Raw genomic sequence first — 24106 nt, forward strand, 5'->3', positions numbered from 1 at the left:
ATTCTACTATATTTAAAATTAATGATAATCAACTATCTCTACTTCTATAGCTCCTTTGTCTGTCCAAACAAAGCATAGTCTGAATTGAGCGTTAATACGAATACTGTGTTGACCTTCTCTATTACCTCGTAGCGCTTCTAAACGATTGCCAGGCGGCGATTTCAAATCTTCTAAAATAATTGCATTATCTAACAGTAATAGCTTTCGTTCTGCTACATTTTTGATTGCAGACCAACGCTTGGTTTTTCCTGTTTCAAAAAGCGCTCGCGTATCGCTACATTTAAAATCAATCGTCATATTTATGCCAAAGTATTGCGAACGTTTTTTATTGTATATCGATAATCGATAAATAGCAAAACATAAACTGCTTTTTGCGCACTGATCTTTTGGTTAGTATAAAGTATGGGGCGAATCCTATAAAAAATTATTTCATCAGCGACGCTTATGTACACTTAATAACCGAATAGGCAAACCATTTGTAGCGTTTTTAAACAAAAAATTCTACTGCTTTTAAAATAGCTATAAACACAACCACACTGATAATAATTTTTGTCAGGTTTATACCCTCATGCCCTTCTTCAAGCTCAAGACGATTTAGAACATTTAGGGAGTCATTCGATACCTCATTCCAACTACTATGCTCTTTCTCAACTTGATACAAACCAACTTTGTAGGGTTTCTCCAAATTTAACAAGTAGTTTTCTAGCTGTTCCCACTGTTCATTTGGATAGCTCTGCATAGCTTGTTCAAGTACTTTTGGATCATCTGTAGCATAAGATAAGGGAATTGGGTTAAAGTTTATCCAATGTGATAAGAATTCATCTGATGAAGCAGTATAAAGGGCAACAGTTGGAATCCTGTCACCGATGTTCACATTTTTTAATGAATTGCGTTTTGTTATCTTTATAACTGGAAAGTAACCATAGCCTTTACTCAAGTCTCCATTCACAGCAACGAGAGTAGGATAAGTACCCACAACGATACCACCGTTTGAATGACCACTTAAGAAATGCTCTTTTTTGTTTGTCCAATAGTAAACATTTATAATAACTGCTACAACAATAACGAATAAATATACGATATCGATAATCACAGTAGCTAGTAGCGACCAAACTACAAACAAGAGTAGTGAACCTACAACTATCTTATTATGTCGAAACCATACCCGTTTTTTGAGTTCTGCATTACTCGGGTTTGAAGCAACAGTGTCATTATCAACTGTAAAATTATTCTTCACTAGATATTCCTTCCACGCTACAGATCTTGTTAACAAGGTTTTAAAAAGCTATTTGGATGTTTCAAATATCCAAACAGTAATCTAGAGAATAGTATTCTAAATATAAAAAAAGAGCCACCGGAATTATCCAGCAGCTCCTCCTCTTACAATCTCTTCAATTTAACTATGAATCATAGCTAAGTACTGGGTTAAAGCCGCAGCCTACAAATCAGGCCAAACTATTTACCGCTTCAACCACCGCATCCGCGGTAATACCAAACTCTTTATACAAATCGCTAGCAGGCGCAGATTCACCATAAGTGGTCATGCCGATGACTTTACCATCAAGACCGACGAACTTGTACCAGTAGTCCACATGCGCGGCCTCCACTGCGACGCGGGCGCGGATAGTGGCAGGCAATACCGAGTCGCGGTAATCAGCGTCTTGTTCCATAAAGATCTCCGCACAGGGCATAGAGACCACACGGACGCCAACGCCATTTTCGCTAAGCGTTTGATGCGCTTGCATCGCAAGGCCAACTTCTGAACCTGTCGCGATGATAATTGCTTTTAGCTCACCCTGCTCTTTGGCTAAGACATAACCGCCTTTGGTGATATTAGTGACTTGCTCGCTGTCACGGGCCTGATGGGGCAAGCTTTGACGGCTAAAGATCAGCGCCGATGGATTATTAGCAGACTTAATCGCTTCAACCCAAGCCGTAGCGGATTCGGTTGCATCACACGGACGCCAGGTACGCAGATTCGGTGTGGTACGCAGGCTCGTTAATTGCTCAATCGGCTGATGGGTTGGGCCATCTTCACCTAGACCAATAGAGTCATGCGTGTAGACATGGATGATACGCTGCTTCATAAGCGCGCCCATACGAACGGCGTTACGAGCGTATTCCATAAACATGAGGAAGGTTGCTACATAAGGGATAAAGCCGCCATGCAATGCGATACCATTGGCAATCGCGGTCATACCAAATTCGCGTACGCCGTAATAGATATAGTTGCCATCGCTATCAGTTTCGATACCCTTGGCATCTTTAAAAAGTGTTAGGTTTGAGCCTGCGAGATCGGCAGAACCGCCCATCAGCTCTGGTAATAATGGCTGCAAAGTATTAATCGCGTTTTGGCTGGCTTTACGACTAGCGACATCGCCGCCCTGCTCTTGAGTTTGCTGGATATAGTCTTTTGCTTGAGTCTCAAAGTCGGCTGGTAGCTCGCCTTCTAAACGGCGCTTTAGCTCACTTGCTAGCTCTGGATAAGCCTTTTCGTAAGCTTCAAAGTCTGCATCCCAGTTCTTTTGCATGACGTCGCCTTTGGCTTTGGCATCCCACGCTTCATAGATTTCGTCATCTAATTCAAAGGGTGCATGCTTCCACGATAACGCATCACGAGTCAAGGCGATTTCGTCATCACCAAGTGGGGCACCATGGCTGGCTGCTAAGCCTTGCTTATTTGGGCTGCCGGCGCCAATAGTGGTTTTGCAAATGATTAAGCTTGGCTTGCTAGTCTCTTTGATCGCTTGCTCAGTTGCTTGAGTAATCGCATCGGTATCATGGCCATCGACTTTGATGACTTGCCAGCCGTAGCTCTCAAAGCGCATTTGGGTGTCATCAGTGAACCAGCCTTCGACATCGCCATCGATGGAGATACCATTGTCATCATAAAAGAAGACTAATTTGCCAAGCTCTAACGTGCCAGCGAGTGAGCAAACTTCATGGCTGATACCTTCCATCAAGCAGCCATCACCCAAGAACGCATAAGTATGGTGGTCAACGATGTTATGTCCGTCACGATTAAACTGCGCGGCTAGTGTCTTTTCAGCAATAGCAAAACCAACGGCGTTAGCGATACCTTGACCTAGTGGACCCGTCGTAGTCTCAACCCCTGGCGTATAACCTAGCTCGGGATGACCTGGGGTTTTAGAGTGCAATTGACGAAAGCCCTTTAGGTCGTCAACGCTGACGTCATAACCTGATAAATGCAGTAGTGAATAAATCAGCATCGAGCCATGTCCGTTCGATAACACAAAGCGGTCACGGTTGTGCCACTGTGGATCAGCAGGATTGTGTCTCAAAAATTTGCGCCACAGAACTTCAGCAATATCAGCCATACCCATCGGCGCGCCTGGGTGTCCAGAATTGGCTTTTTGCACCGCATCAAATGAGAGTACACGGATAGCATTGGCAAGTTTGCGTTCGTTAATTGGGGTGGGCATAGCGGGTCCTAATATTCAAATAAGAAGTATGGAGGATAAAGAGATAGACTCAGAAATAAGGTATAAAATTTAGCTGCAATGTTACCATAATAGCTATAAGCCACGCCAAAAAATGGTGTGGCTTATGCGTATGTATTCAAATGAAAAGAGTTTTTAAATCGAAATAGTCTCAACCCCGCCCATAAACGGACGCAGCACTTCTGGAATGGTGATGCTACCATCGGCGTTTTGATGGTTCTCCATAACCGCAAGTAAAGTACGACCGACCGCTAGACCTGAGCCATTAAGCGTATGCGCAAGACTGGTTTGCTTACCGTCTTTGACGCGGGTACCCATGCGGCGTGCTTGAAAATCGCCACAGTTTGAGCAGCTAGAGATCTCACGGTATGTCTCTTGGCTTGGCAACCACACTTCGATGTCATAAGTCTTTTGCGCAGAGAATCCCATATCACCGGTACAGAGCAGCATGGTACGATAAGGCAGATTTAGCTGCTGTAAGATATATTCTGCTTGCTCGGTCATCGCCTCTAGCAAGCTATCGGACTGCTCACTTGTAGCAATATTGACCATTTCGACCTTTTCAAATTGATGCTGGCGTATTAGACCACGGGTATCACGACCATGTGAGCCCGCTTCACTACGAAAACAAGGCGTATGCGCGGTGAACTTCAATGGTAGCTCTTTGATATCCAAACGCTCGCCGCGTACCAAATTGGTCATCGGTACTTCCGCCGTTGGAATCAAGTAAAAGTCCGTATCTTCGTTATTGGTATGATTGGTCAGTTTAAACAAATCATCTTCAAACTTAGGCAACTGACCTGTGCCTTTTAAGCTCTCACTGTTGACAATATAAGGCACATAAGTCTCAGTGTAACCGTACTTCATCGTATGGGTATTGAGCATAAATTGAATCAGCGCGCGATGCAGCTGTGCTAGCTGACCTTTTAGTACATTGAAGCGGCTACCCGTAATCTTGGCAGCGGCTTCAAAATCAAGCATACCGAGCGTCTCACCGATATGCGTATGGTCTTTTACGTCAAAGTCAAACTGGCGCGGTTCTCCCCACTGGCGTACTTCGACGTTATCGTCTTCTGAGGTACCCGCGGGCACATCGCTAGCTGGCAGATTAGGGATTTGTAGCGCCGCTTGGGTAATGCGTTCTTGTAAGGTGCGCAGCTCGTCTTCGGCTGCCTTAATCTCACCGCTAACGCTTTGCATCTCACTGAGTAGACTACTGGCATCTTCGCCTGATTTCTTTAGCGCGCCTACTTGCTTAGCACCCGCATTACGGCGCGATTGCAACTCTTCGGTTTTGACTTGTAGCGATTTACGCTCATTTTCGATGGTTTGCCAGAACTCCATATCAAGCTCGTAGCCACGAGTGGCCAGCTGCTGTTGTAAATCGCTCAAATCGCCGCGTAAGAGTTTTGGATCAATCATAAGGGGTGCCTGTAACGCTAAAAGTGGTAAAAGAGGAATGTCAAAAAATAAAAAACAGCTGCTATGATACCAAGCCATGACAGATTTGACCACGTTTTGACTATAGATAAGCTAATCTGTTTCTTTTAGGAGCGCTTTTCGGTAAGATAAGCGCATCAAAGCTTGGCGCGTAAGCTTAGATGTCTGATAATGAGTCATCTAACCATCACACTTTTAGTTGCCAAGCCCTCAAACCCAAGCATCCAACCATCAAGCATCTGAGAAACTTTTATGGCTTTGTACCCCTACACGCTGCAACCTATCGCCTTAAACATGACCGAGGCCGAATTCCATCAAGCACAGTACGAGCTATTTGCCAGTGCTAGCCCCTCTTTTGGTCTCTCAAGCTTTAAGACAAAAGAGTGGATCATCATGGCAGTTGTAGTCATCTTAGCACTCGCAGGATTAGTGTTTTTGACGGGTTATTCAACGATTATCTTTTGGCTTATGCTGGTTTCAGTCGCTATCTATATGCTGGTTCGTACCCTTGGGTTTAAATGGTACGTCAAAAAGCAGTTTGATAAACAAGTGGCTGAGCAAGAGATGCCTGATGAGATGCGTCAGATGAAACTTGGGGTACAAAAACATGGCCTGGTAATGGCGATGCCTGTCAGTCAGCCAAATCTGATGCAAAACCCGCAAATGCGCGGTATGCAAATGCGCGCAGGCTCGACCCAGCAAGCGGTTGTTCCATGGAGCGCAATTAAGAGCTGGGATGAGACGGATGATTATCTGATTATGATGTTTGAGCTTAAGGGTCAGCAAGGCAGCCAAATCATACCCAAACGCCTAAAGGCAGAAAAATTTCCTATTGATACGGTACGCCAACATCTGCAAGAGGTAGTGCCTATTCGCGGTTTGCAAACTGCAAATATACAACTGCCAAAATAAAAAGCCTGTAATATTAACACTTATGGCACTGTAATTTTATAAAACATATCGTGTACGTGAGTTTATTCAATTTAACTTATTGATGTTTACTTGCTATAGTAGAAGTCATTAAGAGGCTAAACCTATTTACTTTTATCGTAAAAACTAACTTGTATAGCAAAGATATGAAGTAGATCCCAAATTTCTTGCTGTGCAAATTAACACTCAATTACAAGGACAATATTATGAGTAATAATACAACGAATCAAATCGGTCTAGAAAAAGCAGATATGAGTGAGATTGTCGCCAAGTTAAACAACTTACTATCGAGCTATCACGTCTTTTATATTAATGTTCGTGGTTATCATTGGAACGTTAAAGGCGAGCACTTTTTCTCTTTACACGAAAAATTTGAAGAACTTTATACCAACTTGCAAGTTGAAATTGACGAAATCGCTGAACGTATTTTAACGCTAGGCAAAACGCCACTTCATGCCTATAGCGATTTTGCACAGCACGCTAGCATTAATGAGGACAAAAACGTTCATGATGGTAACGCTTGTGTACAAGGCGTCGTTACTGGTTTGCAAGCACTTATTGAAGAGCAGCGCGAAGTGTCTGCAATAGCCGCGCAAAGTGATGACCAAGGTACTGCTGACTTGCTCGATGAGTACGTACAACAACAAGAAAAACTCATTTGGATGTATAATGCGTTTTTAGCCAAATAAGCTGTACTTGATAGCTAAAGCGTCATTTAAAAGAGCACCTAGTATACTAGGTGCTTTTTTTCGTCTAATGGTGTTAATTTATTGCTGTATCCACTGGCGTATCTTTTCACGCTCGCTTGGCGTCGCTTGTAACCATACTTGCATAAAGTTATCTAAGGTACTCGTAGTTGGTCTAAGCGTTGCAGCTGGAGCAGTCGTTACCACTGCGTTTGTATTAGTGGTATTGCGCGTCGCTGCCACAGGTGCAGCAGAAGGCTGGCCTAGAGCTGCTATGGCTTGCTGGTTTTGTAATTCTGCATCACCACTACCACCAAAGACGCCGCCCAATGCTTTGCCTATCCCTGAAAATATTCCACCTTGATTGCCGCTCATGCTTTGCTGACTGGCAATAATCGTATTGTTTTGCTGTACCGCGAGCGTTGGACGCTCAGCATATTCCTTTGCAGCTGTATACTCTTCTGGCTGGTTAGGCATAGTGAGGCGATACGTCTGGTTGTCTGCTAGATTTGCCGTAACACTGACATTACCTGAACGTAAATAGTCATGCTCGTCACGTGGCAGCTTGTACAGACGATCGTATTTGGCGGTAATAGCATGCTGACCAGGTTGTAGAGTAAATGACTTGGTTAAAGGCTGAAACACGCTTTGCTTGATCTCTTGACCGTTGATTGCGGTAACTTTGATATTGTCATCAACAAGTAAAGTCACTGCTGCGTGCGAGAGCATAGATACTGAGCTTACGCCCGCGATTAAGGTACCTACAGCTAGCTTTTTGAGTAAGGCTGTCGAGAGAGTCATAATATGTCCTATAAAGGGTTAAAAGGGTGAAATGCCACCTCTTTAAATTCAATGACAATAGATGTCATCAACTCAAAAAGCCTAAATCTATTAAAAATCTAGCGGCATAGTATGTTGATCTTGATTGGCAATTTGGTTGTCTGTTTGCGTCTCTTGAGTGATATCAGCAAGCTCAGCGGCTAATGTCTGCTCATCGATAGTACGCAGCGCATCACTGATGACCGCTTTTGATATATTACTACGACCCAGATTTGAGAACATGGGCTGTATGTAAACCAAGACCTCTATTAACGCGCCGATACGATGCGGGCCTTCGCTTAGTAAATGATGGAGTATACGCTCATCAAACTGCCAGCCGCGGCGACGAAGAATGGACTGCAATAGCGCTTGGCGATCCGATATGTTTTGCCCATCAGGTACCTTGAAAGTCGGCGCTTGTGCCAATCGCGTCAGCAAGTCTCTGAGCTCAAAGGGTAGCTCGCTTGCAGGCTTATTGGCTGCAAATAATAGCTGACGCTGTCCTTCACGGCTACGATTGATCAGATGAAATAGTGCCTCTTGCCACTGACGGCTTTGCTCTAACACCTCTAGATCATCAATAGCAATGACATCGAAATTCTCCAAAGAGGACAGTACATTGACATCGGTATGAATCAGCTCGTTTAAAGATAAGCAAATTGCAGATTTGTCCATATCAATGAACGACTCACAAATGGCGGAGAGCAGATGCGACTTGCCAGTAGCAGGACTACCAAACAGATACAGCTGCCCGATCAGACCGACATGCAACTGCCGTACTGCATCGATAATTGACATCCAACCTGGACCTGAAAAGTCGCTAAGGCTTGCATCGTGCTTGATGTCTAGATTGAGACTTAGCTGTGATTGGGCCATTGCTCACCAACTTAAGTTTGCGCTATACCCCATATGCTATGCAGAGGTAGACGCTAAATGTTTCATAGTTTTGATTGCTCTATGAGTCACATCCTTGTTTGCCATAAACCAGTAAAATTGCTAATCCATTTGTCTAAATATCGCTCTTGTCACCACAAGCAATGATAATCAGACACTGCGCCTATATATACCATATTTGCAAAATGACTGACAAGTCCTTTCACCGTTATACTTGCCAAGTCACTACATTGGTATCCAAAGCTTGTGCTATTTTTTTTCAAATAACTCTAACTGCTTACGTCCTTTATAAAAGTCTGTAGTTAGATAATAGCCATACAGATGACGAAACAAGACATTAAGAACCGCTGATACTGGTAGTGCGATAAGCATCCCAACGAACCCTAATATACTAGCGCCTGCCAATACCGAAAAGATAACCCATAGCGGCGATAGACCGATTTTGTCACCTAATAATAATGGCTGTAATACGTAACCTTCAACCGCCTGCCCTACCAAGAACGCGCCTGCGATCAGCGACAAATAAAACCAGTCAAAGCCAAACTGAAAGAGACCGGCAATGATAGCGGCGATAAAACCCAAACCAAACCCTAAGTAAGGAACGAAGCTGGCAACGCCGGCTAACATCCCAATAGTGAGTCCAAGCTCCAGCCCTATTAATTGTAGCTGCACCGCGTACACTACCCCCAAGAGCACCATAACCAGCAGCTGCCCCTTTACAAATTCCATGAGCGCGCGATCACACTCTTGAGCGATGCCAATGACTTTTTTGCTATAGGCGGCTGGTATCGCCATCTTCCAACTATGTAGACGCTTATCCCAGTTGAACAAAAAATAAAACGTCAAAATAGGAACTAAGACAATCAAGCCGGCGTTATTGACAAAGCTCATACTCGAGGCAACGAGTTGACTCATCCAGAGGCTAGCATCAGAGATGTTGTAATGCGTCTGCATATACTCAACCAAAGTATCAGAAAAACCGCTGACCTCTAACGCGGGCATAACGACATTGGTATTGGTACTAAACCAGTCTCTTACCACATCGTTGTACCAGCTTATAACCTTTGGCAAATACTCCCAAGCAGATTGCAACTGATGCCATAGCGTAGGTATAAGCCACCACATTAGTATTGCCATACCAGTCGTAATCGCTGTATATACCACAATAATCGCAATCCAGCGTCTGACATACTTAGACAATCTTTTGACTAAAGGGTTGAATAAATAGGCGAGAATAAAAGCGACAAGAAAGGGGATAATCACTGGCGTCAATAAGTACAAAAGTAGTAGTGAGACTACGATAACAGTAACTAAAAACAAACGCCGAAAAAAGGGATCTATAGGCTGGGTAATCATTGATCGTAATCCTACGATTAAGCTCATTTATATGATAGCGATGAGTACTGATGACTAATATGGGAGGGCTTGTTGGAGATGCCCTAATGTCACACATTATTGCAGACTTTAGTAAAAAAGCAGTCTTTTTTTGTGTTTTGACGTTTTATTTGACATTTATATCTAGCATACGCCCAAAAGTGGTAAGTTGTTTTGCGGGTGCCTACTGTTTTTGGGTATAATGCGCGCACCTTAATTAAACTTTGTATGACTGCTATTTTAACTTCTATATATGACTGTGAGATGACCATGAGTGACAAGACTTCTTTAAGCTACAAAGATGCAGGCGTCGATATCGATGCAGGTGATGCATTGGTACAACGAATCAAATCCGTAGCAAAAGCCACTACTCGTCCCGAAGTGGTTGGTGGTCTTGGCGGCTTTGGTGCGCTGTGCCGCATCCCAACCGGTTACACTTCACCCCTCCTCGTCTCTGGCACTGATGGCGTTGGCACTAAGCTTAAACTGGCCTTGCAACTGAATCGTCATGACACTATTGGTATTGATCTGGTCGCCATGTGCGTCAACGATCTGCTGGTATGCGGGGCTGAGCCATTATTCTTTTTAGATTATTACGCGACAGGCAAGCTTGATATCGACGTCGCAGCGACTGTAGTCACAGGTATTGGCGCAGGTTGCAAGCTTGCAAATTGTGCCCTTATCGGTGGCGAGACCGCTGAGATGCCAGGCATGTATCAAGACGATGATTATGACTTGGCTGGATTTTGTGTTGGCGTGGTTGAAGAAAGCGAGGTCATCACGGGTGAAAACGTTGCCGAGGGTGATGTGTTAATCGCTCTTGCATCGAGCGGCGCACACTCAAACGGTTACTCACTGGTGCGTAAGGTCGTTGAGGTCAGCGGTATCGATATCATTAGCAGCGATAAGCAGTTAGATGGTCAATCTATCCAAGACGCACTGATGGCACCAACGCGTATCTATGTCGAGGCCATCAAAGCGCTACAAGACACTCTTGGCAATCAAGCTCTACATGCTATGTCACATATTACAGGCGGCGGTCTCACTGACAATTTGCCACGTGTATTGCCAGATGACCTAGCCGCTAGTATCGATACGAGTAGCTGGCAGTTCTCGGAGTTATTCACATGGTTACAGGCGCAAGGTAATATCGAGCAAAGCGAGATGTATCGCACCTTTAACTGCGGTGTTGGCTTCGTTATCGTAGTGCCAGCAGACAAAGCACAAGCGGCAATCAATACGCTAAATGATGCAGGTGAAAAAGCGTGGCAAATTGGTGAAATGATTAATCGTCAAGATGAAGCTGTGGTTTATAGATAATGTCTGATTTGAGAGTGAGTCAAGCAGCTAAGCCGTTGCGCGTTGCTGTTTTAGTCTCTGGTAGCGGTAGTAATCTGCAAGTCTTGATTGATGCTATGCACTCAAGCGAGCTTCCAATAGAAATCGTTGGAGTTATCAGTAACCGTGAGGATGCTTATGCAGTTACGCGTGCGACAGACGCTGATATCCCAGTAGCCGTATTGTCGCATGTTGCCAATGGCAAACGCATGGGCATCAAGACTTTTGAGAGCCATGCCAGTCGCCGAATTGCAGCGTGGCAACCTGACTTGATTGTGTTGGCTGGGTTTATGCGAGTGTTGAGTTCAGATTTTATCCAGCATTCTATCGCTCCAATGATTAATTTGCATCCCTCTTTACTTCCCGCTTATAAGGGTCTTGATACTCACAACAGAGTTATCAGAGCTGGCGAGCGCTATCATGGCTGTAGTGTTCATGTTGTCACAGCAGAGCTTGATGCAGGTACTGTTTTGACCCAAGCTTTATTGGAAGTTAATCCCAAAGATACTGCTGATAGCTTGCAAAAACGTGTACAAAAACTTGAGCATCAACTGCTACCTTGGACACTACTGCTTATCGCTAAAGGAATACTGACCTTCGATAGTGATTTGTTAAAAAATAATGACTATCTACCAGTGCTACCATTGACTCTGTACATTGACCAATAATCACAGTATATCTCTTAATATTATCCAACTTAAAAATGACACGTACACAAAAAGCCCAGTCGCTTAATATATAAGTGACTGGGCTTTGTATCGTTTGTTATTCAATCATCTTAGCTTTGAAGACCGTATAGGATCTTAGCTACTATGAATATGCAAACCTTTAATGTTTACAAACTCTTTGATACCAAAGCCGCCATGTTCGCGGCCATGACCTGAGTTTTTCACGCCACCGAACGGTAGCGCTGGATTTGCAAGACCATAGCCATTGATATAAACCATACCGGTATCAAATTGCTCGCTTGCTAAACGGATAGCTTTATCTTCGTCTTTAGAGAAGATAGCGCCGCCTAAACCATATCGACTGTCATTGGCAATACGCATAGCATCGTCTTGATCTTTGGCACGAATTAGTGAAGCGACTGGACCAAATAGCTCATCATCATAAGCTGGCTGACCTTCCTTTACGTTCTCTAAAATCGTAGCTGGATAGAAGTTACCTTTACCTTCTGGTAATTTACCACCAACTGAAATCGTAGCCCCTTTTTTGACACTCTCTTCGACTTGCTCGTGCAATTTCTCTTGCAAGTCTTTGCGTGCTAATGGGCCAATATCAGAGCTATCGTCCATAGGATCACCAGCTTTGGTGTTCGAAAACTTCTCAACAATACGATCGCGGAACTCGTCATATAAGCTATCAACAACGATGAAACGTTTCGCTGCAACACAAGTCTCACCATTGTTAATAAGACGCGCTTGCGTACAAGTCTCTACAGCAAGATCTAAATCAGCGTCTTCAAGAACAATAAAGGCGTCATTTGAGCCAAGCTCTAACACAACTTTTTTGAGGACTTTTGCCGCTTGTTGACCAACAACCTTACCTGCATCATCACTACCAGTGAGCGTAACACCGCGCACTTTATCATTACCAATCAGTTTTTCTGACTGATCATGGTCAATTAAGATGGTACGGAATAGATCGTTTGGCAGATCAGACTCATGAAAGATTTTTTCGATTAATAAGCCAGAGCCTGTCACATTAGCGGCATGCTTCAATAAAATACTGTTACCCGCCATCAAGTTAGCAATGGCATAACGGAATACTTGATAAGCTGGAAAGTTCCAAGGTTGCATACCATAAATAACACCGATCGGCTGATAAGTGACGATACCTTTTTTCATATTTTCGATATCGCGTACATCATCGGCAAGAGCGGTAACGCCTTTCTCTGCAGTATAGTCGCAAATTCCTATACACAAATCTACTTCGCTTAAACTTTGATTATAAAGCTTACCACGCTCTTCAGTCATCAGTTTTGATAATTCTTCTTTATATTTGGCTAAAGTTTCACCGATAGACTTAATTACTTTGGCACGCTCTTCATGACTCGTTTTACGCCATTCTAAAAAAGCTTCGTGCGAGGCTTCAACAATGTTGTTGACCTCATCGTTACTCATATAATTGTATTCTTTAATGTCTTCACCCGTTACTGGGTTTACCGTAGTAATATCTGCCATGATTTATGTCCTTCTTATTAATATGAATTTGTTGATGCAAATGCATCAAATTATCTTTTTTTGAATACTATTTATTATTTAACACCAAATCATAGTAACAGACGTTTAGGCTTTTAATTTTACAAGATATGAAGTTATGTGTTCTAAATGTTAAAGATGTGACTGATTTATAAAGAATAGCTTAATAGGTTTCTATCGATATAATAGAAAGGCACAAGCAAAAAAGCCAGCACTACAAGTACTGGTTTTGGCTTGAGTGATAATCTAATATTAAAAGAGTTTATTAATCACAGGAATGTCCTGCTGCTGGCTTTCTTCATCAGCGACGACTTGGCGCGCCACATGCATGATCAGTTGACGTAACCAGCGATGGGCAGGATGATGCTGCAAAAGCGGTGACCATGCCATTGTGAGCTCAAATTCAGGAATAAAAAACGGTGGATCTTCCATAATAATACTATCGTTATTAGCTTGCATACGGGCGACGCGAGTAGGTAGCGTCGCTATGAGATCTTTATTGGCAGCGAGCATAGCGGGCATTTGATAGTGACGTGTAAAGACGCTAATTTGACGTTTTTGACCCAAGCGCTGAAGTGCCTGATCAATAGAACCAAGTCCGCCAGATTTTTCAGGATTCACGCCAAACCCTACGCCCATACCTGTTTTGGAGACCCAAACGTGCTGACCCTTTAGGTAGTTTTTGAGATTAAAGCGATTGGCATAAGGACTCTCTGATGACAACAGGCAGCTAAAGGTGTCACGCCATACGAGCACTTGATGAAAGCTTTGTGGTATCTCGTTAAAACGGTTAATAGCTAAATCGACGCGCCCCTGCTCCATATCCCGATAAGAGACGTCCGATGGCGTCAAAAAATCTAAGATAACATTAGGAGCCTCAGAGCGCAGTGCTTTGACCAGTCTAGGCACCAAAGTTGCCTCAGCATAATCTGAGGTCATAATTCGAAAAACTCTTGAGGTGCTATAAGGGCGAAACTCGGTACGCGGCTCGAGAACTTGGGTTAGATCTGCTAGTATCTCTCTGATGCGAGGTTGCAGCTCAAGCGCACGTTCTGTTGGCGTCATGCCCTCTGATGAGCGCACCAGCAAAGGATCATTAAACAGCTTACGCAATCGGCGCAATATGTTACTCATCGCAGGCTGCGTGATGCCCAACTGCTCAGCGGCTCGCGTGACGTTTTTTTCTCGAAGCAGTACATCTAGATGCACCAATAGATTTAAATCAACCCTTTGCAAATTCATACGTTTGTCTCTTTGCCTTAAACGTGCACCGCTCGAAAACGGGCGCTTAGTTATGCTGCTGATGTCTTAAAATCGGTTATTATCAAATTCAATAGATACGTCGATGCAAACACAATACTATTTATCTTATTTAAGTACATGATTTTATTATACTATAACTATATTGAATACCAAAGATAACGGTCATAAATTAGATAAATCTTGATAAAATGGCTATAGTGAATGCCATTGAGGCCTTGAAGTATACAGCATAAGTGCTTTTAGTGCTTTTAGCGCAAGCTGACATACCTATATCAAAAGCAGATTTATTAGACCATTATATTATTACTGCCACTAAGTATGACTACTAATAAGTATCTCAGTATAAACTTATCATTATATCATCAGATTTTGTTATCATTAAGCACAGGCTGCGATGCTCGTTTTATTTTGATGCTTAAAACAACGATCAAAATACAGTAACTAAAAATATAGTAACTTATAACGCTCGCTAACCTTTTTAATTTAGTTTTCGCAAGTTTTAACACCCCACCAAGGAGACAATAGATGTCAACTACTTACAAGTCAGCAATCGATTTAGTACGTGAACTTAAGCAAAAGCACGGTAACTGGCAGAACATCAGCGAGACTGATGCGGCCCGTATGATGGTTCAAAACCGTTTCAAAACAGGTTTGGACATCGCTAAGTACACCGCTGACATCATGCGTCAAGACATGGAAGATTATGACAATGACTCGTCTCAGTACACGCAGTCTTTAGGCGCTTGGCACGGTTTTGTGGCTCAGCAAACCATGTATGCTAAGAAAAAATACTTTGGCACGACGTCAAAAACTTATATCTACCTATCAGGCTGGATGGTTGCCGCCCTTCGCTCTGAGTTTGGTCCATTACCTGACCAATCTATGCACGAAAAAACGTCAGTACCTAAGCTTATCGAAGAGATCTACACTTTCCTTCGTCAAGCAGATGCCAAAGTATTAAACGACTATTTCCGTGAGCTAAATGCTGCTACCGAGGCGGGTCAAGACACCAAAGCTATTCAAGAGAAAATCGAAAACTTCGATTCACACGTTGTGCCAATCATCGCCGATATCGATGCCGGTTTCGGTAACGAAGAAGCGACTTACTTGCTCACTAAGCAAATGATTGAAGCGGGTGCCTGTGCTATCCAGATCGAAAACCAAGTATCTGATGCCAAGCAATGTGGTCACCAAGCGGGTAAAGTAACCGTACCACATGAAGACTTTATCTCTAAATTGAATGCAATTCGCTATGCATTCTTAGAGCTAGGTGTTGAAAACGGTATCATCGTTGCTCGTACCGATTCTGAAGGCGCATCACTCACGCAAAAAATCCCAGTATCTGAGGAGCCAGGTGATTTAGCTTCTAAATACATCGACTTTATCGAAATGGAAGAAGTTACTTTAGAGAACGCTAACGAGAACGACAGCTTGCTTAAGCACAACGGCAAACTAGTACGTCCTGTTCGTTTAGCAAATGGCTTGTATCAGTTCCGTGAAGACACGAACATCGATCGCGTCGTACTTGATTGCGTAACTGCTTTGCAAAATGGTGCTGATCTACTATGGATCGAGACACCTACGCCAAACGTTGAACACATCAAAATGATGGTTGATCGTATTAAAGAAGAAGAGCCAAAAGCGAAGCTGGTCTATAACAACAGCCCATCGTTCAACTGGACGCTCAACTTCCGTAAGCAGATCATCGCTCAGTGGGAAGAAGAAGGCAAAGACATCTCAGCTTACAATAAAGATGACTTAATGAGCGCTGATTATGACGGTTCTGAATTGGACGCTGCTGCTGATGAAGCCGCTAAAAACTTCCAAAAAGATGCGTCACGTGAAGCGGGTGTATTCCATCATCTAATTACTCTACCTACTTATCACACTACTGCTCTTAGCGTACATGAATTGGCTAAAGGCTACTTCGGTGAAGAAGGTATGCTTGCTTATGCCGCTGGCGTACAACGTAAAGAGATCCGCGAAGGCATCTCATGCGTGAAGCACCAAGCTATGGCGGGTTCTGACCTTGGTGATGATCACAAAGAGATCTTCTCAGGTGACAACGCTCTAAAAGCTGGTGGTGGCAAAAACACCATGAACCAGTTCGGCTAATCGCCAAACTTTAGAAACTGGGCTTTAAACGCTAAGCTCAATATCTAAAACTAAAAGCCGCTCTACTACACGTAGGGCGGCTTTTTTATTGCCAAAACGTCAAAACTTTACTTGTCATCAGCCGCCCTCTCTCATACGATGATTGTAATGTATGCCAAGCTTAGCAGGCAAAACTTACACAATATAGGAGAATATGATGCAAGAGATAGAATTGAAATTTCTAGTGCCAGAGTCGCGGCTCAAAGGTCTGATGCGTCAAACCAAGGTCAAATCCTCTAAACAAACGCATATGGCGGCTTATTATTTTGATACGCCAAAGCAACTACTGGCTCAAGCTGGTATTGGTCTACGTATTCGCTTAGAGGGTGACACTTGGGTTCAGACCATCAAAGCTGGCGGCGATGGTATTGCCGCGCGCACAGAGCACAATGCAATATTAGATAACGAGCAAGTCAATCTCATGCTCATGACAGATACGCTACTGCCTGATCTTAGCTTGTATCAAGACACTCCAATCGAACCTATACTGGCGGATTTTAATCTCAAAAAATTAAGTAAAAAGTTAACCTGTCAATACGTCACTGATGTCATGCGTATCACACGCCTGCTAGAAGGCACTAGCATCATAGAAGATGATAGTAAAAAAGAGGATGGCAATAAAACCGCTATTGAGCTTGCCTATGATTATGGTGAAATTATTAGTGGTACCAAAAAGCGCTACCCTATTCAGGAGATAGAGTTTGAACTGATATCAGGAGAAGTGAACTTTTTATTTGCTACTGCCAAGACATGGTGCAAACGCTATAAGCTGTGCCTATCAACAGTGACTAAAGCGGAGCGTGGCGGTTTATTAATTAACGAACAAGCGCACAGCCCAGCGGTCAAGACAGATTTTAAGCACTTCGATATCGATAAAGACACTAGCCTGCCTGTATTTGTACGCGCAGCAGTTCATAATTGTTTATTGCAGATACTGCCGAACAGTAGCGCCATTGTGGCAGGTAGCGACGATGACGAGCATATTCTGCAACTGCGCATCGGTATTCATCGCTTACGAGTAGCGCTAAAATCATTTAAAAAATTCTCAGAACAAATCAACCCTGAATGGCAGCCTATCCTCAAGCAGACACAAAGACTTCTCGGTGAGTATCGCGACTTGACGAATATAATCACGCATATCGAGCCTGCGCTTATTGAGCAAGGTGCGCCAAGCGTCGATTGGAGCACGCAAATCGACAAGATCAAAATCTCCCCTATTGACGCGGTGCGCGCTAACGACTTTCAGCTAACTTTACTTGAGCTCATTGCATTTACCATGAGCGATGCAAGCACTGATACCAAGACAAATAAGCTTGCGCGAGATAAACTCCCAAAAATACTATCCAAACGAGATAGTAAACGCTTAAAAGCAGAGCAAGATTTTAGAGAGTTAAGCGCTGGTAATTCAAATAACAGCGATATAGAGGCACTGCATAAAGTACGTCGCCGCCTCAAGGACTTACGTTACCTAAGCGCGTTTGCAGCGCCTTTGTATTCAAAAAAGAAAAGCGAGCGCTGGCTAAAGCGTCTAAAAAAAGCACAAAAGGCGCTAGGACAATATCACGACTACAGCCAGTATCAGCAGCGCTATCAACAAAAATCAGTGACAGACAGCCAAGCCTTGTATGGCGCAGGATGGTTCGCAGCTAAGCTTGCAAAGAGTCATAAACGCTGCAATAAGCGCCTATCTAAAGTTCGCGAGCAAACACCGTTTTGGTAGTATTTACATCAAAAAAGACAGCACTATGCAAATGAGCTGTCTTTTTTTGTTTGTTCAACGAGTCGAAGTTAGCTTGCTTTTAACCTTTAACCTTTGCTCTTAGCTTTCAACGATAGTGACAGGTGTACCTTCTTCTACCCAATCAAACAGCTCGACAACCTCATCACTACGCATGCGGATACAACCATGCGAGTATGGGATTCCCATAGGTTCGCTGTCAGGTGTACCATGAATATAGATATAACGATTAAATGTGTCGCAGCCGCCGTGCTCGTTATATCCTTTATTAACACCCTTTTCAAGACCTCTTAGCCATAAGATACGACTGAGTATCCAATCTCGGTTAGGATGCTGAGCGCCAAGACTCGACTCGTAAATCTCACCCGTAGGCACGCGACCGACAAATACGGTGTTCTTAGAAGCCTTATCGCCGATTTTTTGAGCGATAATATGCTGACCCAGCGGTGTACAGCCACTGTCTTGCCGGCTACCGATACCACTCTTGGCTGTAGAGACTCTATACTGCTTAAGAACAGCTTCATCACAACATAACGCTAAAGTTTGCGCTTTAATATTGATCAAAATATGCTTGCTGGATTTATTATCCATAGTTGTGATCCTCAAATGTAGTAACACCACTTAAAAGAATGAACGTTTCAATTTAACAAAAAAACAAGTAGAAAAATCAGTTTTTAGATATGACGATAAAATCTGTAAGAGGGGATTGTATCAGGCTCTTTAGCACCGTAATATAGGTGTACATTTTTGATGCTAGCAGATTATGACGACTATTTCACCGACCAGCGTGTCGATGTATGATTTTCTATATCAAGATACGCAGCCCATAGTATCCTTGTTAGCCGATGCAGCAGCCCTGTCTATACCGCAAGCACGCCGCGCTACCACAACAAGCCTGCAAGCCATTGTCAGCGCATTACTTGCCTATCATCAGCGTCACAGTAGTCAAGCCGTCAGCAAAAAGCTATTTGGACGTAGCGCGATAAAAGATCTGCGCCAACATAATGCCATGAGCTTTGAGACCATCAAAAGCGCGCTTTATCATCGTCACGATGTTACTGATACCCTTTTTTTAGATAGTGCCACTATCGAGCAAGCCTGTTCTCGTATCGCCGACGAGATCGATGCTAGTCCTATAAAGGTTAACACCCTACTGACTTCACTATGCGTCATCGCTATACGTGAGCTGGCTATTTTGTCAGAATATAGTCAATTAGATAGTGAGGAGCTAGATAAATGGTTTGCACTGCAGCCTCAGTTTTTGGCAGCAGCGCGTTTTGATCATACGCTTGAGCACAAAAACAACGTGCCAGCAGATTTGGCTGTATCAAATACTGAGGTCGTACAGGCTGAAATTGTGAGAACTGAGATTGTAAAAACAAACAACATCTCGCCGTTTGATAGCTATTGGTATCAGCTAACAGGCTTTGATAGTACTCAAGTGCATCCCGTACAGGACATGCAACAAGCGACGCCTAATTATTTAAAAGCGATTGGGCGCTCAGCCCAAAACGTTCAGCGCGATCAGCATGATGACTTACTCATGTTCGAGCCTATGAGCGCTATTGCATTACCGCATCAGCGCTGGTTATTGCAGCTGGCAAAAATAGCTGATATCTATTTAAGTCGCAATCGTTTGCAGATTGCCTCAGAGCCCGCTAGTGCTCCTACGCCGCCACTTGTGAACCTAGCACTACTCGGTGGTCTTGACAGTGCACAAGCCACTAGCGCTGATAGCACCGCGTCTTTTAAGTCGTACCCACTTTGGAAGAATCCTGTTATTTGGATTACTCTAGCAGTCATAGCTTTCTTGAGCGTTTTGGCCATGATTAAGTATCAAGCAAAGCAGGCCGATCCTAGAACTAGTGTGACTCAAAAGGTTGTCCAAAAAGATAAGCGTGAGAGCGCCCAGCAACAAGAAGTTATAGAAAAAATAAGTGACAATGCTGAGCATTAGTCTTTTAAATAATAAAGGTAAGGAAGTTATAAAGATGAAGAGGTTATAAAAGCTATAAAAAAAGAGACATCATATTTGATGCCTCTTTCTTATTGCTCTTTAGATTTTTATTGTTCTTTGATTGATATAGAGCTGCGTTATTTTGACAAATCACGACCACGGCTGGCTTCGATAGCTAAACGTAGACCATTTAGACGGATAAAGCCCTCAGCATCTTTTTGATCATACGCGCCTGCATCATCTTCAAAAGTAGCAATTTTTTCATCAAATAAGGAATCATCTGACTTACGACCGACTACGCTCACGCAGCCTTTGTATAGTTTGACGCGTACGGTACCGTTGACATATTCTTGTGATTTGTCAATCATAGCTTGTAGCATCATACGCTCAGGGCTAAACCAATACCCATTATAGATAATCTTAGCGTAGCGCGGCATCAGCTCATCTTTTAGATGCGCCGCCTCACGATCAAGGGTCAATGACTCAATACCGCGGTGTGCTTTTAGCATGATCGTACCCGCTGGTGTCTCATAGCAGCCACGTGACTTCATACCGACGTAGCGGTTTTCGACAATATCTAAGCGCCCAATACCGTGCTTGCCACCAATCTCGTTAAGCTTAATCATCACCTCATAAGGCTTTAGCGCTTCGCCATCGATTGCAACGATATCACCTTTTTCATATTCTAGCTCTAAATACTGAGCCTCATCAGGCGCGTTCTCTGGACTGACTGACCAGCGCCACATATCTTCTTCTGCTTCAGCATACGGATCTTCTAGGATACCGCCCTCATAAGAGATGTGTAGCAAGTTGGCGTCCATTGAATAAGGCGACTTGGTCTTGTTGCCTGCATAGTCGATAGCGATGTCATGCTCTTTGGCATAGTCCATCAAGCTTTCGCGGCTCGACAAATCCCACTCACGCCAAGGAGCAATCGTGACCACATCTGGTGATAAAGCCACCGCACCAAGCTCAAAGCGTACTTGATCATTGCCTTTGCCCGTCGCTCCATGGCTTATAGCGTCAGCACTGTGTTCTTTGGCAATTTCAACCAAACGCTTGGCAATCAATGGACGCGCAATAGAGGTACCTAGTAAGTACTCGCCCTCATAAATCGCGTTGGCGCGGAACATCGGGAACACATAATCACGAGCGAACTCTTCACGTAGATCCTCGATATGAATGTGTTTAATACCCATCGCTTGTGCTTTGGCGCGAGCTGGCTCAACCTCTTCGCCCTGACCGATGTCAGCGGTAAAGGTAATGACCTCAGCGTCGTAAGTCTCTTGTAGCCACTTGGCGATGATTGAGGTATCAAGACCACCTGAGTAGGCGAGTACAATTTTATTAATATTTTTGGGATCAAGCTGAGCCATAAATAACTCCTGTTATGATAAGTTGATAATACAAAAGAGTGCTAATAAACATTAAGCGGTCAATAAGACGCTCAGTGTACATCATATTTACTATAGGCAAAAGTATCACTACGCCAAACCGCCCTTTATGTATGGATTCATCTTTAAATTTAACAATTGCAGGAACAGCGGGTTCAATAAATTAGGCATAGAGGCGACGTGCATATTCAGTCAAGCTAGCAAATCTGTTACTATGACCACAGCCAAATACGATCAACAATCACCCTCCTCAATCTTTACATCTAATAATAGAGTGCTATGAACCCGACTACTGATTCGACAACACAAATTACTATTTTGCAGCCAGATGATTGGCATATTCATCTACGTGATAATCAAGCGCTAGCGACAACTGTCGCTCATGCAGCTAAGAGTTTTAACCGCGTCATCTGCATGCCAAACTTAGTACCACCAATCAAAACCTTTGACGAGGCTCGTAATTATCGCGCCCGTATTCTCAGGCATCTAGAAGAGAGTAACCTTGCATCTGAGCGCAAAACTGGCTTTGACCCGCGTATGACGCTATATTTGACGGACCATACTAGCGTACAAGATATCGAAAATGCAGCAAAATCTGGCATCGTCGAGGCGGTCAAACTCTATCCCGCTGGAGCGACGACCAACTCTGCAGATGGTGTTACAGATATCAATGGTCTGGTAGATGTTTTTGAAGCGCTAGAAAAACACGATCTGCCGCTACTTATGCATGGCGAAGTCACGCACGACCACGTTGATATTTTTGATCGTGAAAAACGCTTTTTAGACGATGTCTTAGCGCAAATTATCGTAAAATTTCCAACGCTAAAAATCGTACTAGAGCATATCACGACCAGTGATGCCGCTGATTTTGTACTGTCACAAGGCAACCAGATTGCAGCGACAATTACCCCGCAGCATCTCATGTTTAATCGCAACCATTTACTGCTTGGTGGTATCAAGCCGCATTTTTACTGCTTACCCATCTTAAAGCGCGAAAAACATCAAAAGGTGCTACTCGACGTGGCGACCAGTGGTAATCCCAAGTTCTTTTTGGGTACAGATTCAGCGCCGCATGCTACTGATCAAAAAGAAAACGCTTGCGGCTGCGCGGGTTGCTATAGCTCGTCGATCGCCATGCCTTTGTACGCCACTGCCTTTGATAGTGTCGGTAAGATAGATAAATTAGAAGGCTTTGCTAGTCGTTTTGGGCCACAGTTCTATGGCTTGCCTGTGAATGAGAGTACTATTACTTTGGTAAAAACCCCAATGCAAGTGCCCAGTGACTACCCTTACTTTGATGGCTCAACTTTAACGCCGCTCATGGCGGGTGAAACCCTGCCTTGGTCGCTAAAAGTTTAACACCACCCCTTATAACAAGTGATACAACCTGATATGACCATTCAAAGTAATACAAGCCATAATACAAATGTAGCTGTAGTAGACAAGGATATTATCGATACGACGACCGATATAAAACCAGTGGGTGACCAAACAGATGATCATACCACTAACATTCCAGCGCCAATGACCTTAAAAGAGCGCTTTCGTAAGTTCTTACCAGTCGTCGTCGATGTCGAAACTGCAGGATTCAACGCGCAAACTGACGCCCTGTTAGAGATCGCTTGTATTCCTATCTTGATGAATGAGCAAGGGGTATTTTATCCTGGCGCAGCGCTGAACGCTCATATTGAGCCTTTTGAAGGGGCAAACTTAGAGCCGCGCGCGCTCGAGTTTACGGGTATAGACCCAAACAACCCAATGCGTAAAGCTATTGCAGAAGATGAAAAAACTGCTCTGCGACGAATATTTAAGGGTCTAAAAGAAGTGCGAAAAGCTGAGGACTGCCGCCAGTGCGTGCTAATCGGTCACAATGCACACTTTGATTTGAACTTTTTGAACGCTGCAGTTGTGCGTACCAATAGCAAAAACCACAACCCCTTTCATCAGTTTTCAGTGTTTGATACGGTGACACTCGCAGCGGTTGCTTTTGGTCAGACAGTACTCGCCCGCGCTTGCAAGGCGGCGGGGCTTGAGTTTGACGGTAATGATGCCCATTCGGCGCTATATGATACCCAAAAAACAGCCGAGCTATTCTGTCATATTCTCAATCACTACCCTATGCTGCCCAATGCACTATACGCAGAACCTACAGACACTCACATAGAAGCTGATGCTAACAAAACATAAGTAACATGTAACTTTAGTTTGCTAGCACTGGTTTATCGCTCAAGGTTAATAGATACTAATAAGACAGCGACTAATTTTAAGGTTAGGTATATGCCTTTTATAGCGCTTTAGTATTTATTTTGTACTTTGACATCTTGGTATGTGATTGGTGAAGATATGGCTATTGATAGCTAGCATAACCTAAAGACATCCCTTAGATGAGCTAAGTCATCAACATAACCTCAGTTATTTATAATTGAAAGTGCTAGGTTTACTAAGAGGGATTTGGTT

20 protein-coding genes are annotated in these 24106 nt (G+C 43.6%); 9 read left to right on the forward strand and 11 right to left on the reverse strand.

The features are described from left to right. Nucleotides 1-18: 18 nt before the first annotated feature. The 4 genes from ACTXGE_RS04055 to serS form a co-directional block, all read right to left on the reverse strand. Entirely contained in the window at nt 19-297 is a 279-nt protein-coding gene (locus ACTXGE_RS04055; RefSeq protein WP_443542012.1) for a type II toxin-antitoxin system RelE/ParE family toxin, read from the reverse strand. 190 nt (nt 298-487) lie between these two features. After that, the gene (locus ACTXGE_RS04060; RefSeq protein WP_443542014.1) at nt 488-1237 is read right to left on the reverse strand and encodes a DUF3239 domain-containing protein; all 750 of its coding nucleotides are present in this window, start codon (nt 1235-1237) and stop codon (nt 488-490) included. Nucleotides 1238-1445: 208 nt separating this feature from the next. Beyond that, nucleotides 1446-3443 (reverse strand): transketolase, encoded by a 1998-nt coding sequence (gene tkt, locus ACTXGE_RS04065; RefSeq protein WP_443542015.1) that lies wholly within the window; start codon nt 3441-3443, stop codon nt 1446-1448. Between the two features lie 153 nt (nt 3444-3596). Then, entirely contained in the window at nt 3597-4883 is a 1287-nt protein-coding gene (gene serS / locus ACTXGE_RS04070; RefSeq protein ID WP_435949347.1) for a serine--tRNA ligase, read from the reverse strand. 270 nt (nt 4884-5153) lie between these two features. Between serS and ACTXGE_RS04075 the strand changes: the two genes are divergently transcribed. Continuing rightward, nucleotides 5154-5813, forward strand: coding sequence for a YcxB family protein (locus tag ACTXGE_RS04075; RefSeq protein WP_435949348.1), 660 nt, complete (start codon nt 5154-5156; stop codon nt 5811-5813). Nucleotides 5814-6037: 224 nt separating this feature from the next. Next, nucleotides 6038-6520, forward strand: a complete 483-nt coding sequence (locus ACTXGE_RS04080) for a Dps family protein (RefSeq protein ID WP_317198634.1) — start codon at nt 6038-6040, stop codon at nt 6518-6520. A 78-nt stretch (nt 6521-6598) separates the two neighbouring features. On the opposite strand, the gene ACTXGE_RS04085 is transcribed toward ACTXGE_RS04080, so the two are convergent. The 3 genes from ACTXGE_RS04085 to ACTXGE_RS04095 all read right to left on the reverse strand — a co-directional run bounded on the left by ACTXGE_RS04085 (nt 6599) and on the right by ACTXGE_RS04095 (nt 9586). Beyond that, on the reverse strand, nt 6599-7318 hold the full coding sequence (locus ACTXGE_RS04085) for a DUF2057 family protein (RefSeq protein WP_435949349.1): 720 nt from the start codon (nt 7316-7318) through the stop codon (nt 6599-6601). 90 nt (nt 7319-7408) lie between these two features. Next, nucleotides 7409-8212, reverse strand: a complete 804-nt coding sequence (gene hda, locus ACTXGE_RS04090) for a DnaA regulatory inactivator Hda (protein ID WP_435949350.1) — start codon at nt 8210-8212, stop codon at nt 7409-7411. A gap of 267 nt (nt 8213-8479) precedes the next feature. Continuing rightward, a complete protein-coding gene (locus tag ACTXGE_RS04095) occupies nt 8480-9586 on the reverse strand; it encodes an AI-2E family transporter (RefSeq protein ID WP_317198637.1) in 1107 nt (368 codons plus the stop codon). A 288-nt stretch (nt 9587-9874) separates the two neighbouring features. Between ACTXGE_RS04095 and purM the strand changes: the two genes are divergently transcribed. Together purM and purN are read left to right on the forward strand one after the other, a co-directional pair. Continuing rightward, nucleotides 9875-10924, forward strand: a complete 1050-nt coding sequence (purM, locus tag ACTXGE_RS04100) for a phosphoribosylformylglycinamidine cyclo-ligase (RefSeq protein WP_435949351.1) — start codon at nt 9875-9877, stop codon at nt 10922-10924. Further along, complete coding sequence (purN, locus tag ACTXGE_RS04105) at nt 10924-11610, forward strand: phosphoribosylglycinamide formyltransferase (protein WP_435949352.1); 687 nt, start codon at nt 10924-10926, stop codon at nt 11608-11610. Before purM ends, purN begins: the two co-directional genes overlap by 1 nt. A gap of 135 nt (nt 11611-11745) precedes the next feature. Here the strand turns inward: purN and ACTXGE_RS04110 are convergent, their stop codons facing one another. Together ACTXGE_RS04110 and ACTXGE_RS04115 are read right to left on the reverse strand one after the other, a co-directional pair. Beyond that, on the reverse strand, nt 11746-13125 hold the full coding sequence (locus ACTXGE_RS04110; RefSeq protein WP_435949353.1) for an NAD-dependent succinate-semialdehyde dehydrogenase: 1380 nt from the start codon (nt 13123-13125) through the stop codon (nt 11746-11748). A 270-nt stretch (nt 13126-13395) separates the two neighbouring features. Then, nucleotides 13396-14385 (reverse strand): LysR family transcriptional regulator, encoded by a 990-nt coding sequence (locus tag ACTXGE_RS04115; RefSeq protein ID WP_317198641.1) that lies wholly within the window; start codon nt 14383-14385, stop codon nt 13396-13398. Nucleotides 14386-14931: 546 nt separating this feature from the next. On the opposite strand from ACTXGE_RS04115, the gene ACTXGE_RS04120 reads away from it, so the two are divergent. Continuing rightward, nucleotides 14932-16521, forward strand: a complete 1590-nt coding sequence (locus ACTXGE_RS04120; RefSeq protein ID WP_317198642.1) for an isocitrate lyase — start codon at nt 14932-14934, stop codon at nt 16519-16521. 193 nt (nt 16522-16714) lie between these two features. Then, nucleotides 16715-18280 carry a CYTH and CHAD domain-containing protein gene (locus ACTXGE_RS04125; RefSeq protein WP_443542020.1) on the forward strand — a complete coding sequence of 522 codons (1566 nt, stop codon included), beginning with the start codon at nt 16715-16717 and terminating at the stop codon, nt 18278-18280. 99 nt (nt 18281-18379) lie between these two features. Here ACTXGE_RS04125 and ACTXGE_RS04130 read toward each other — a convergent pair whose 3' ends face one another. Beyond that, complete coding sequence (locus tag ACTXGE_RS04130; RefSeq protein WP_443542022.1) at nt 18380-18889, reverse strand: L,D-transpeptidase family protein; 510 nt, start codon at nt 18887-18889, stop codon at nt 18380-18382. A 172-nt stretch (nt 18890-19061) separates the two neighbouring features. On the opposite strand from ACTXGE_RS04130, the gene ACTXGE_RS04135 reads away from it, so the two are divergent. Beyond that, nucleotides 19062-20255, forward strand: a complete 1194-nt coding sequence (locus tag ACTXGE_RS04135) for a hypothetical protein (protein WP_443542024.1) — start codon at nt 19062-19064, stop codon at nt 20253-20255. A 137-nt stretch (nt 20256-20392) separates the two neighbouring features. On the opposite strand, the gene ACTXGE_RS04140 is transcribed toward ACTXGE_RS04135, so the two are convergent. Further along, nucleotides 20393-21631 carry an argininosuccinate synthase gene (locus ACTXGE_RS04140; protein ID WP_443542025.1) on the reverse strand — a complete coding sequence of 413 codons (1239 nt, stop codon included), beginning with the start codon at nt 21629-21631 and terminating at the stop codon, nt 20393-20395. A 297-nt stretch (nt 21632-21928) separates the two neighbouring features. On the opposite strand from ACTXGE_RS04140, the gene pyrC reads away from it, so the two are divergent. Together pyrC and rnt are read left to right on the forward strand one after the other, a co-directional pair. Then, nucleotides 21929-23008, forward strand: coding sequence for a dihydroorotase (gene pyrC / locus ACTXGE_RS04145; protein ID WP_443542027.1), 1080 nt, complete (start codon nt 21929-21931; stop codon nt 23006-23008). A 165-nt stretch (nt 23009-23173) separates the two neighbouring features. Continuing rightward, the gene (gene rnt / locus ACTXGE_RS04150; RefSeq protein ID WP_443542149.1) at nt 23174-23836 is read left to right on the forward strand and encodes a ribonuclease T; all 663 of its coding nucleotides are present in this window, start codon (nt 23174-23176) and stop codon (nt 23834-23836) included. Nucleotides 23837-24106 lie beyond the last annotated feature (270 nt).

It is taken from the genome of Psychrobacter sp. T6-4, assembly GCF_052258425.1.
GTDB lineage: Bacteria > Pseudomonadota > Gammaproteobacteria > Pseudomonadales > Moraxellaceae > Psychrobacter.